Origin of the sequence: Lichenicoccus sp., assembly GCF_965277665.1 — a bacterium.
GTDB lineage: Bacteria > Pseudomonadota > Alphaproteobacteria > Acetobacterales > Acetobacteraceae > Lichenicoccus.
The window spans coordinates 3,877,570-3,889,121 of the sequence record NZ_OZ255835.1; the positions used below are offsets into that span (position 1 = coordinate 3,877,570).

At 68.8% G+C, this 11,552-nt stretch carries 8 protein-coding genes; 3 read left to right on the forward strand and 5 right to left on the reverse strand.

The window, feature by feature from the left end:
- Nucleotides 1-35: 35 nt before the first annotated feature.
- Together ACQY4O_RS18165 and ACQY4O_RS18170 are read right to left on the reverse strand one after the other, a co-directional pair.
- A complete protein-coding gene (locus ACQY4O_RS18165) occupies nt 36-1,625 on the reverse strand; it encodes a cation acetate symporter (protein ID WP_428377832.1) in 1,590 nt (529 codons plus the stop codon).
- Complete coding sequence (locus ACQY4O_RS18170) at nt 1,622-1,972, reverse strand: DUF485 domain-containing protein (protein ID WP_428377834.1); 351 nt, start codon at nt 1,970-1,972, stop codon at nt 1,622-1,624. The genes ACQY4O_RS18165 and ACQY4O_RS18170 overlap by 4 nt, the downstream gene beginning before the upstream one ends.
- A gap of 208 nt (nt 1,973-2,180) precedes the next feature.
- On the opposite strand from ACQY4O_RS18170, the gene ACQY4O_RS18175 reads away from it, so the two are divergent.
- On the forward strand, nt 2,181-2,531 hold the full coding sequence (locus tag ACQY4O_RS18175) for a hypothetical protein (protein ID WP_428377836.1): 351 nt from the start codon (nt 2,181-2,183) through the stop codon (nt 2,529-2,531).
- A 19-nt stretch (nt 2,532-2,550) separates the two neighbouring features.
- On the opposite strand, the gene ACQY4O_RS18180 is transcribed toward ACQY4O_RS18175, so the two are convergent.
- The 3 genes from ACQY4O_RS18180 to ACQY4O_RS18190 form a co-directional block, all read right to left on the reverse strand.
- Nucleotides 2,551-2,958, reverse strand: a complete 408-nt coding sequence (locus tag ACQY4O_RS18180) for a response regulator (RefSeq protein ID WP_428377838.1) — start codon at nt 2,956-2,958, stop codon at nt 2,551-2,553.
- Nucleotides 2,959-3,207: 249 nt separating this feature from the next.
- Nucleotides 3,208-5,451: a putative bifunctional diguanylate cyclase/phosphodiesterase gene (locus tag ACQY4O_RS18185; protein WP_428377840.1), complete on the reverse strand. Its 2,244-nt coding sequence runs from the start codon at nt 5,449-5,451 to the stop codon at nt 3,208-3,210.
- 207 nt (nt 5,452-5,658) lie between these two features.
- Nucleotides 5,659-7,950 (reverse strand): amylo-alpha-1,6-glucosidase, encoded by a 2,292-nt coding sequence (locus ACQY4O_RS18190; RefSeq protein WP_428377842.1) that lies wholly within the window; start codon nt 7,948-7,950, stop codon nt 5,659-5,661.
- A 124-nt stretch (nt 7,951-8,074) separates the two neighbouring features.
- Between ACQY4O_RS18190 and ligD the strand changes: the two genes are divergently transcribed.
- Together ligD and ACQY4O_RS18200 are read left to right on the forward strand one after the other, a co-directional pair.
- The gene (ligD, locus tag ACQY4O_RS18195) at nt 8,075-10,600 is read left to right on the forward strand and encodes a DNA ligase D (RefSeq protein ID WP_428377844.1); all 2,526 of its coding nucleotides are present in this window, start codon (nt 8,075-8,077) and stop codon (nt 10,598-10,600) included.
- Nucleotides 10,601-10,611: 11 nt separating this feature from the next.
- On the forward strand, nt 10,612-11,550 hold the full coding sequence (locus tag ACQY4O_RS18200; protein WP_428377846.1) for a Ku protein: 939 nt from the start codon (nt 10,612-10,614) through the stop codon (nt 11,548-11,550).
- Nucleotides 11,551-11,552 lie beyond the last annotated feature (2 nt).

Here is an 11,552-nt window from a genome sequence, read left to right on the forward strand (position 1 = left end):
CGGCGCCGGCGAAGACCCGCCTTCCGGGCCGGCCTTCAATGCGCCTCGGCGCCGGTAGCACCTATTCCGGTCTGGCTGCGCACGTACTGCTCGTCGAACGCCGCCGCCTCGCCGGCATCGCGCGCGCGGCCCACCCTGGAGCCGAGCCAGCAGCAGAGGAAGGCGAGCGGCATCGAGAACAGGGCGGGTGAGTCGTACGGGAAGATCGCGTGCGCGTGGCCGAGCACCTTCACCCAGATGCCCGGGCTGAGGACGGTCAGCGCGACGGCGGTGACCAGCCCGATCCAGCCACCCAGCAGGGCGCCGCGCGTGGTCAGGCCGCGCCAGTACATCGAGAGCAGCACCAGCGGGAAGTTGGCGCTCGCCGCCACCGCAAAGGCCAAGCCGACCATGTAGGCGACGTTCTGCTTCTCGAACAGGATGCCGAGCAGGATGGCAACGATGCCGAGGGCGACCGTAGCGTAGCGCGATACGCGCAGCTCGCTCGCCTCCGTGCTGCGTCCGCGCCCGATGACCCGCGCGTACAGGTCGTGGCTGACGCAAGCAGCGCCTGCCAGGGTCAGGCCCGAGACGACCGCGAGGATGGTGGCGAAGGCGACCGCGGAGATGAAGCCGAGCAGCCAGTCGCCACCGACCGCCTGGGCCAGGAACACCGCTGCCATGTTGTTGCCGCCGCGCAGCAGATGCGCCGGTGTCACGTAGGCGCTGTCGGTCGAGACCAGGACAATGGCTCCGAAGCCGATAATGAAGGTGAGTACATAGAAATAGCCGATCAGCCCGGTCGCCCAGAGCACCGACTTGCGCGCCTCTTGCGCATCGCGGACGGTGAAGAACCGCATCAGGATATGCGGCAGGCCGCCGGTGCCGAACATCAGCGCAACGCCCAGCGAGATCGCCGAGATGGGGTCCTTCGCGAGCGCCGCCGGCCGCAGGATGCCGAGATGCTTCGGATGCACCGCGACCGCGCGTGCGAACAAGGCGGGCAGGCTGAAACCGAACTGGTACAGCACCAGGAACGCCATCCAGCTGGCGCCGGCCAGCAGCAGCAGCGCCTTGATGATCTGCACCCAGGTCGTGGCCAGCATGCCGCCGAGGGTCACGTACAGGATCATCAGCCCGCCGACGATGATCTCGGCATAGACGTAGGGCAACCCGAACAGCAGCTGGATGAGCTGCCCGGCGCCGACCATCTGCGCAATCAGGTAGAAGGCGATCACCACGAGGGAACTGACCGCGGCGAGGCAGCGCACCGGCGTCTCGGCGAGCCGGTACGAGACCACGTCGGAGAGGGTGTAGCGGCCGAGGTTGCGCAGCCGCTCGGCGATCAGGAACATGATGATCGGCCAGCCGACCAGGAAGCCGATCGAATAGAGCAGCCCGTCGAACCCGCTGGCATAGACCAGCGCCGAGATGCCGAGGAAGGAAGCCGCCGACATGAAGTCGCCGGCGATGGCAACGCCGTTCTGCGCGCCGCCGATGCCGCCGCCGGCGGCGTAGAAGTCCGCCGCCGACCGGGTGCGTCGCGATGCCCAGCCGGTGATGAGCAGGGTCAGCAGCACGAAGCCGCCGAATAGCAGGATCGCGGTCCAGTTGGCGCCGTGCTGGGCGATCGGCGCCGGCGTCATGGCTGGCGCTCGCCTAACCCGCGCTCGCCTAACCCGCGCTCGCCGGGCCCGCGCTGCAGGATCTCGCGCTGCATGGGGTCGAAGCGCGCATTGGCGATCGAGACATACACCGCGGTGAGCACCACCGCCGACACGATGACCAGCAGTCCGAGCGGGAAGCCGAGCGTGATGACGCCCCAGACCGGTATCGCCAGCACGGCGGGCGCGAACGCGACCAGGAAGACGAAACCGAAATAGAGCGCGATCATCGCCCCGGCGAGCGTCCAGCCCACACGCGCGCGCGCCTCGGCCAAGGCCAGGAAGTGGCTGTCGCGTCGCAGCGCGGCGACCGCGATCCGGTCCAGCATGAAGGTTTCTCCCGTCGCGGCGGTTCTTGGGTGCCGCTTCGGCGGCAGCTTGGCAGCCGCCGCGGATGTTTGCAAAGCGATCCCAGGTGATCGGATGCTGCGCAGGCGGTGATCCGTATTTCGTCGTGATGAAACGAGATATTACCTGGCAGTAGAAGCGTCCACTCACTAAGCTTGCAGACAATCCCGGCTTGGATCGTCCAGCACCATGAGCTGCAATTACCAGCTTGTCCTAGAGCCCGCCGAAGACGAGGAACGCCATAGCCATCTGTTCCAGGCAGAGGTCGTCCGGGTGGTGCAGGAGCTGGAGGCGCAGGGCTTGCGCATCTCGCGTGGGCGCCGCACCGGAGATCTCAAGCAGGTGGGCCAGTTTTTCGTCGAGCGGCACGGCGCGAGGTCGGAGATGGTCTTCGGGCCGAGAACGGCGGCGGTGCTGAGCCAGTATGTCACCGCCCATGCCAGGCGTCAGGTCCGCCTCAGGATCGGCGACGAGGAATTCGTTGCCTATTCCGTCAGCGGTATAGCCGAATTGGCTCAGATCCCGCACGAGGAAGAATGAAAAGCCTGTCGCCTGTTCGCTACTGTAGGCGCGCGATCGACGCCGCGGCCTGGCCGGCCGGGGCCGTTGCCATCACGCTGTTGATGAGTGTGAGCAGCTGCGAGCCGCTATATGGCTTGCTGACGAAACAGGTGCCCTGATCGAGGTCCCCTGGCTGCGGCCTCGCGTGGCCGGAGGTCAGCACGATCGGGCAATCCGGGCGGATCCTCCGCACATATTTGGCGAGGGTAAAACCGTCCGGCTCGCCGGGCATCCTGACATCGGTGAACACGCAACCGATTTCCGGGCGCTTGAGGACGACGACCATCGCGGCCCCGCCATTCGCGGCCTCGACGACGTCGAACTCGTTCTCGCGCAGGATTTCTGCCACCAGCATTCGGATCAATTCGTCGTCTTCCACGATCAGGATAACCGGCTTGGCAGTCATGGCTCTACCTGTAGTCTCATCAGCTGAAGCAGTCTTGCAGCAGGCAGAGATCAGGCCAATTAACGTTTCCTTGATCGAAGTAACCGGTCGATCCGGCCGAGCGGCACATGTATTCAGGCCGAAGTCTTAATTGTGCTGTCCGGATAATACTGTAGTCCGCCGGCTCAATTTCGGAACACTGCGCTGCCATGTTGCGAACCGATAACGCGCGCCGGAATGCCGCGAGTGCAGGCCAAAAGCTTTAGCCTGCTACGCGACGATCGCGCGCAATCCGTGCCGGCGGCTCTCGCTCGCCACCAGTTCCGTGAGCTGTGCGACTGGCATCGGGCGGCCGTGCAGCCAGCCCTGGAACTCGTTGATGCCGAGCGCCTCCAGCGTCTGCTGCTGGCTGACGGTCTCGATGCCCTCCGCCATCACGGCGATGCCGAGCCCGGCGCCGAGGTCGCGGAAGGCCCGCATGATCGCCGGCATGGCCGGCTTGGTCTCGAGCTGGCTGGTGAAGGAGCGGTCGATCTTGAGACGGCTGATCGGCATGTCGGCAATGTAGCTGAGGCTGGAATAGCCGTTGCCGAAATCATCCAGCGCCAGCAGGATGCCGGCCTGCTGCAGGCCGAGCAGGTTGGTCCTGGTCTGGGCGTCACGTGTCATCAGGACGCTTTCGGTGATCTCCATCTCGAGCCGTCCGGCGGTGAAGCCGGTTTCGGCCAGCACGGCACGGACCGCATCGACGAAGCCCGGCGCGCGCAGCTGCAGCGGCGACACGTTGACCGCGACCCGGAGCGCGCCCAGGGCGTGGGTATCGCGGATCGCGCGGCGGATCGCCCACAGGCCGAGATCCTCGATCAGGCCGCCCTGCTCGGCGATCGGAATGAACTGGTCGGGTCCGACGGCGCCGTAGTCGGGATGGGTCCAGCGCGCCAGCGCCTCGACGCCGATCAGCCGGCCGCTGCCGCTGCGCTGCGGCTGGTAGGCGAGTTCCAGGCCGCCGGCCGGCAGCGCGCCACGCAGGTCCATCTCCAGCGCGCGGCGCCGCCGCAGTTCCTCACCCATCTCGGGCCGGTAGATGCAGTAGCGGCCCCGGCCGTTCTTCTTGGCGTGGTAGAGTGCCAGGTCGGCCTCGTACAGCGCGGCGTCGGCGGGCGCCCCCTGCGGCGGCAATTCATCGCCGGACGCCTGCACGGTGGCCGGCGATGCGTCCGGGGGCGCCGGGCCGCTCAGCAGGGTGGCGCCGATCGAGGCCCCGAGGCGGACCCGTCCGGACGGCAGGCTCAGCGTGCCCGAGATCGCCCCCACCAGCGCCTGGGCCAGCGTACGCAACTCGCCATTGTGCATGTCCGATACCAGGACCGCGAATTCATCGCCGCCGATGCGCGCCACCAGGCTCTTGCGCGAGCAGGTCGCGCGCAGCCGCCGGGCGACCTCCACCAGGACATGGTCGCCCGCCTGGTGGCCGGAGCCGTCATTGACCAGCTTGAAGTCATCGAGGTCCAGATACAGCACGCCCAGCGAGCCGCCGGCGCCGAGGCTTGCGATCCGCTCATGCAGCGCCGCATTGAAGCCGGCGCGGTTCGCCAGGCCGGTCAGGCTGTCATGCAGTGCGGCGTAGCGGGCGCGGGCCTCGCTCTGCGCCAGCGCCCGGCGGCTGGTCTCGATCTGCTCCTTGGCCCGGCGATCGGCGTCGATGTCCATCAGCGTGCCGGAGATCACCAGCGGCTCGCCCTCGGCGTTGCGCAGGATGATGCGGCCCCAGTCCAACACCCAGCGATAGCCGCCGTCGGCACACCGCATGCGATATTCGCTGCGGGTGCTCTCGCTCAGGCCGAGCAGGTTATCCCGGGCCGTCCGCTCGGCGGTGGCGCGGTCGTCGGGATGGATCAGCGACAGCCAGCCGGAGCCGCTTTCGTCGATCTCGCCGCGGGCATAGCCGAACAGGCTGCTCCAGCGCCGGTTGCGCGTGGTGCGGCCGGTGCGGCAGTCGTAGCGCCAGGAGGCAAGCTGGGCGCCGTCCAGCACGCCCTCGAGCAGATCGCGAGCCTCGGCCAGGGCAATCTCGTCACGCTTGCGGCGGGTCAGGTCGACCTGGATGCCGAAGACCATTTTCGAGCGGCCGTCATGCGGCATCAGCCGTCCGCGCGACAGCAGCCAGAGCCAGTGGCCCTCGCGATGCTGCAGCCGGAACTCGGCCTGGTACTGCGCGGCGCGCCCTTCCAGATGCGCCTGCACGCTCTCGTAGAGGTGCAGGCGGTCGTCGGGGTGCAGCAGCTCGCGCCAGTCCCGGTGGCGCAGCTCGCCGGCCTCGTAGCCTGCCATCGCCAGCAGTCGATCGTCGAAGAGTGCGACATCGCATTCGAGATCCCACCACCAGCTTCCGAGATCGGCCGCACAGAGCGCCACCTCCAGCATCTGCTCTGCGAGGTGCGTCGCACCTGCTGCGAGGCGGGCGACCGGAGGCGAGGCGGCGATGGCGTGCGTGGCCGGCGGGGCAGGCGACAAGGGGAGCGGATCGGGCACAACGGGAGGGGGACCTGGCACGAGGGACGCTGCTACGTCCGGATCTGCTCGCACCTCGGGTCGCCTCGCTGTCAAGCCTCGGATTGCCCAGGATATATCGTTTCGGGATCGCATGCATATAAGAATGACGGGATCGTGATCCGATCAGACGATGGCTCCTAAAGCTGCACTATAGCAATGCACTAGTGATCAGCTGGTGATCTGCACCTTGATCGGCCCTTCGCGCTCCAGGACGTTGATGGCCACCTCGCCGCCGAGGCGCGAGAGATGCACGCTGACCCTGCCGCCGCCGACGGCCAGGTTGTAGAGGGTCATCTCGTCGAGGAAGGCGGGCAGGCGTGGGGTGTCGAAATGCACCGTCACCGTCGCCGGATCGAAGCGCAGGCCGAGGCAGGCCTGCACCATCGAGGGCAGGGTGGCGGCCGCCCAGGCCTGCGGCGAGCAGGCCACCGGGTAGCGGACCGGTCCTTCGCCGCGCTGCCGGGCAAAGCCGCAGAACAGTTCCGGCAGCCGACGCAGATCGGCGTACAGCGCCGCGTCGAACAGGGCTGCGAACAGCCGCGCGGCCTCGTCCTTGTAGCCGTAGCGCGCCAGCCCGAGCGCGATCAGGGAATTGTCGTGCGGCCAGACCGAGCCGTTATGATACGCCATCGGATTGAAACGGGTCTCGCCGACCGGAATGGTGCGTATCCCCCATCCCGAGAAGAAGGTGCGGCTCATCAGGCCGGAGACGATGCGCGCGGCACGCTCCGGCGGCACGATCCCGGTCAGCAGCGTATGTCCGGCGTTCGAGGAGCGCACCCGGCACGGCCGCTTGCTGCCGTCGAGCGCGATGGCATAGGTGCCGAGATCGTCGAGCCAGAACTTGACGTTGAAGGCGACCCGCAATGCGGCGGCTTCGGTCTCCAGCCGCTGCGCCAGCGCGGTGTGCCCGAGCCGGCGGCCGATCGCCGCCGCGGCGAGCTTGGCGCCATAGACATAGCCCTGCACCTCGCACAGCGCGATCGGCCCGTCCGCCAGCGCCCCGTCGGCGTGGAAGACGGAGTCGAAGCTGTCCTTCCAGCCCTGGTTGGCGAGGCCGTTCTCGTTGCGGCGGCCGTACTCGACGAAGCCGTCGCCGTCGCGGTCGCCGTACTGGTCGATCCAGTCTATGGCGCGCTCGATGTTGGGCCACAGGCTGGCGATACTGGCGACGTCGCCGGTGCGCTCCAGATACTGCCCGGCCAGCATGATGAAGAGCGGCGTGGAATCGACGCTGCCGTAGTAATGCCGGAACGGCACCTCGCCGAGTTCCGCCATCTCGCCGCGACGCGTCTCGTGCAGGATCTTGCCCGGCTCGGCGTCGGCCACGTGATCGACCGTGCTGGCCTGGTTCTCCGCCAGGAAGGCCAGCACGCCGCGGGCGATCGCCGGGTCGAGCCAGAGCATCTGCATCGCCGTGATCAGCGCATCGCGTCCGAACGCGGTGCTGTACCAGGGCACCCCGGCATAGGGATACGGGCCGGTCGGCTTGTCCGTCACCAGCATGTAGATGTCGGAGATGCAGCGCCGGATCGCCTCGTTGAAGATCTCGTTCGAGGTGGCGATGGCGGCCGCGCGGGCCGACGAGACGCGCAGCGCGCGGCGCGCCTCGACCATCGAGAACAGGAACTGCTCCGCCGGGCGGGCCCGGTTGACGGCGCTGGCCTGGCCCTCGTCGAGGTCCGGATCGCATTCGATCACCAGATGCACCAGGAGCCGGCCGCCGGGTCTGAGCGACAGGTCGAACCGGGCGCTGGTCGCCGTCAGCCGGGCCGGGCGCGGCTCGAAGCGCAGCCGGGTGCGCCGCACGCGCCGGTCCAGGCCGGTATAGGACAGCAGCACGCTGTCCTCGTCGACCAACGCCGGCGACAGCGTGCCGTGCCTGGCGCGCGGCGTGCCGCGCGCCTCGAACAGGTCGGCGAAATCGGCGAAGAACTCGATCTCGATGCTGGCATCGCGCGTCTGCACGTCGAAATTGCGCAGCAGCAGCCGCTCGTGGCAGGCGCGGTTCCACAGGAACCGGGTGCGGCGCACGTGGATGAGGTCGTGCGACAGCGTCTCGCAGGCGGTGGGTGCGTCTTTGCGGGCGTCCTTGGCGTCTTTTGGCGCCTGGATCTGCAGTTCCGGGTTGGTCAGGTCGCACGACAGCGTCGCGTTGTTCTCGCGCAGGGTGGACGACAGCAGGATCGGCCGCACGCCGCACAGGCTGAGCGACAGCGCCGACAGGTGCCTGGTGTCCAGGTAGTAGAGGCCGTCGGCGATGCCCGGACCGAACAGGATGTTGCCGCTATGGTCGAACACCCCGAACAGGTCGCCGTGCTTGAGCGTGTGCTGGCCGCGTTCGGAGATCTGCGCGGTGGCGCCGACCACATAGGCGTTCGGCACCGACTGGATGGCCGCGGCGGATGGCGGCGTCGGGGCCGGGCTCGGGTTCGGGCTGGCGTCCGGTTGGTTATCCAAAAGGCGGCTCCTGTCTTCGCGCACTGCTGCTGTCCCCGGTCGCAGAGCGATCGGAGTGGCGATGGCGGCAGGGTTAACCGAAGCGGCGGCAACCGGCCAGCGTGGAGGACGTTGCTGCGCCGTTATGGCCCGAACAACCGCAGCATCGCGGAGCAAGCCGCCCCGCTCATACGACGACAAGCGGGACTTCTCCCGCACGCCAGAGCCGCGCGGCGGGGTTTCCCGGGGCGGCGCTCCGAAGGCCGGCCCGATCTTTGTGGTCCAGAAGCATGACGCAAGCCGCCTGCACTGGGACTTCCGGCTCGAACATGGCGGCGTGCTGTGGAGCTGGGCGGTGCCGAAGGGACCCTCGCTCGATCCCAAGCACAAGCGGCTGGCGATGCATGTCGAGGATCATCCGCTCGACTATGCCGGCTTCGAGGGCACCATTCCGGCCGGCAACTACGGCGCCGGCACCGTCGAGTTGTGGGACCAGGGACACTGGCGCCCGCTGGCCGACGACCCCGCGGCGGCGCTGCGCGCGGGCGAGCTGAAGTTCGTCCTCGATGGCAACCGGCTGCATGGCGGCTTCGTGCTGGTCCGGCTGAAGCAGCACCTGTCGAAGACCGGAGTGCCGGAAAAGGCCGAGAGCTGGCTGCTGATCAAGGAGCAGGACGCGGCCGTCGCGCCCGGCGCGGATGCGGCTGCGCTGGAGCGCCAGCTGCCGCGCAAGCCGGTCAAGGTGCCCGCCGGCAACAGCGCGAAGCGCAAGCCGAAGGATGCGCGCGACCCGTTGCCGGAGACACAGGCGCCGCAGCTTGCCACGCTGGTCACCGAGGCGCCGGCCGGAGCCGGCTGGATCAGCGAGATCAAGTTCGACGGCTACCGCATGCTGTGCCGGCGCGATGGTGACGCGGTGCGGCTGTTCACCCGCAACGGCCTCGACTGGACCGACCGGGTGCCTGCCCTGGCTGCCGCCGTCGCGGCGCTGCCGGCCTCCACGCTGCTGCTCGATGGGGAACTGGTGGCGCTGGACCGCGACGGCCGGTCGTCCTTCGGGGCGCTGCAGGAAGTGCTCCGGACGGGACGCACCAGGAGCCTGGTATATTACGCCTTCGACCTGCTGCACCGGGACGGAAGCGACCTCCGGTCACGCAAGCTGAGCGAGCGCAAGCAGGCGCTCGCGGCGTTGCTTAAGGGAAGCACCGGGCTGGAGGGAACCACCGGCCTGATCCGGCTCAGCGAGCACCTCGCCTCCGAGGCGGCGCAGGTCGGCCGCGAGGCCTGCAAGGTCGGGCTGGAGGGCATCGTCTGCAAGCGGCTCGACGCGCCGTACAAGGCCGGTCGCGGCCGGGACTGGCTGAAACTCAAATGCGAGAACCGCGAGGAAGCGGTGATCATCGGCTCGACGCCGCCGCAGGGCAGCCGCGCGCATCTCGGCGCCTTGCTGCTGGCGCGACACGACGCCCTCGGCAGGCTGCGCTTTGCCGGCGGCGTCGGCACCGGCTTCTCCGGGCAGACGCTGCGCATGCTCGACGAGAGGCTGCGCGCGCTGGCCACCCGGACCGCGCCGAAGCAGTTGCAGAACCGCGCCGCGGCGCCGCGTGATGCACGCTGGGTGAAGCCGGAGCTGGTGGCGGAACTGCGCTTCGCCGGGATCACCGAGGACGGCATGTTCCGGCAGGCGAGCTTCCTCGGACTGCGCGAGGACAAGCCCGCCGGCGAAGTGGTTGCGGACGTGGTGCCGGAACACCCGAAGCCGAGCCGCATCGTGACAGCGACGCAGCCGGCAAGCCGCGACGTGCGCGAGGTCGCGGGCCAGCGCCTGACCCATCCGGACCGGCTGCTCTGGCCCCGCCAGGGCAGCGACCCGGGTGTGACCAAGGCGGATCTTGCCGCCTACTGGGAGGCGGTCGCGGCGCGGGCGCTGCCGGAGATCGCGGATCGCCCGCTCGCCCTGGTGCGCTGCCCGGACGGCATCGCGGGCGAGCATTTCTTCCAAAAGCACAAGACCCGCGGCATGCCGGACGCGCTGCGCGAGGGCACGCAGGACGATGCGCCATACCTTGCGCTCTCCCACGTGGCGGGCTTGGTCGCGGCGGCGCAGATCGCGGCGATAGAGCTGCATGGCTGGGGCAGCCCGGGCTGCGATCCGGCGCATGCCGACCGGCTGGTGTTCGACCTCGACCCGGCCGACGACGTGCCGTTCGCGCGCACGGTGGCGGCAGCCTTGGAGGTCCGGCGGCGGCTCGAGGCGGCCGGGCTCGCCTGCTATCCGCGCACCAGCGGCGGCAAGGGCCTGCATGTGGTGGCGCCGGTCAGCACGCGCATGGACTGGGATGCGGTGCGCGCCTGGACCCGCCGCTTTGCCGAGAGCATGCAGCGCGATGCGCCCGAGCTCTATGTGTCGAGCACGCGCAAGACCCGGCGCAGCGGGCGCATCCTGGTCGACTGGCTGCGCAACGGCCTCGGCTCCACGGCGGTCGCGTCCTATTCGCCACGTGCGCGTCCCGGCGCCACCGTGGCGACGCCGCTGTCCTGGCGCGAGGTCACGCCGAAGCTGGACATCAAGGCGTTCACGATCCGCACGGTGCCGGATCGCGTGCGCCGCGCCGATCCCTGGCGCGATTTCGAGCGCGACCGCCGCGAACTCAGACCCGCTAAGGAATAGAGGAACCGGCGATGGCCGAACGTCCGATCTGGCGCGGCCTGCTGCGGCTGGCGCTCGTCTCCTGTCCGGTCGCGCTGTACAGCGTGCGCCAGCCGAGCGAGACGCTGCATTTCCACTTCATCAATCCCGAGACCAACAACCGCGTGCGCACCGTCACGCTCGATGCCGAGACAGACCAGGAACTGTCGCGTCGCGACCTCAAGCGCGGCTACGAGTTCGAGAAGGATCGCTACGTCGTGCTCGATGACGAGGATTTCGAGAGTGCGAAGATCGAGAGTTCCGGCGTGCTCAAGATCGACAAGTTCGTGCCGGCCGACAGCATCGATCCGATCTACTACGATGCCAGCTACTATGTCGTGCCGGACGGCAATGCGCGCGACCGGCAGGACGATGTCTATGTCGTGCTGCGCGAGGCGATCGGGCGCACCCGCCGGGTGGCCTTGTCGCGCCTGGTGATCGCGCGGCGCGAGCGCGCGGTCGCGATCCTGCCGATGCAGAACGGGCTGGTGCTGCACACGCTGCACGACATGCGCGAGATCGCCGATCCGGACGACCTGTTCGCCGATCTGCCGAAGGCGGTCGCCGACAAGGAGATGGTCGGGCTGGCCACCCAGCTCATCGACCGCCAGACCACCCGCTTCGAGCCTGCCGACATGGAGGATCGCTACGAGAGCCGCCTGCGGGCGGTCATCGAGGCCAAGCTCAAGGGCGTTGCGCCGGAACCCGAGCCGGAGGAGGCGCGCGGTAACGTCGTCGACCTGATGGCGGCGCTGCGCCAGAGCCTCGGCGAGAGTTCGGCCAAGACGCTCGGGGCTGCTGCGAAAGCCTCGGCCGGCTCGAAAGCGAAAGCCAAGGCCGGGACCGTTAAGTCCGCATCGGCCACGAAGCCGGTCAAGCCTGCCGCAAAGGCCGCACCGCCGCGCAAGGCGGCCGCCAAACGCCGGGCCTGAGC

Bases quoted from the DNA above. Each gene is read 5' to 3' on its own strand.
- ACQY4O_RS18170 (WP_428377834.1), bottom strand. From the start codon at position 1,972: ATGCTGGACCGGATCGCGGTCGCCGCGCTGCGACGCGACAGCCACTTC.
- ACQY4O_RS18200 (WP_428377846.1), top strand. From the start codon at position 10,612: ATGGCCGAACGTCCGATCTGGCGCGGCCTGCTGCGGCTGGCGCTCGTC.
- ligD (WP_428377844.1), top strand. From the start codon at position 8,075: ATGGCCCGAACAACCGCAGCATCGCGGAGCAAGCCGCCCCGCTCATAC.
- ACQY4O_RS18165 (WP_428377832.1), bottom strand. From the start codon at position 1,625: ATGACGCCGGCGCCGATCGCCCAGCACGGCGCCAACTGGACCGCGATC.
- ACQY4O_RS18180 (WP_428377838.1), bottom strand. From the start codon at position 2,958: ATGACTGCCAAGCCGGTTATCCTGATCGTGGAAGACGACGAATTGATC.
- ACQY4O_RS18175 (WP_428377836.1), top strand. From the start codon at position 2,181: ATGAGCTGCAATTACCAGCTTGTCCTAGAGCCCGCCGAAGACGAGGAA.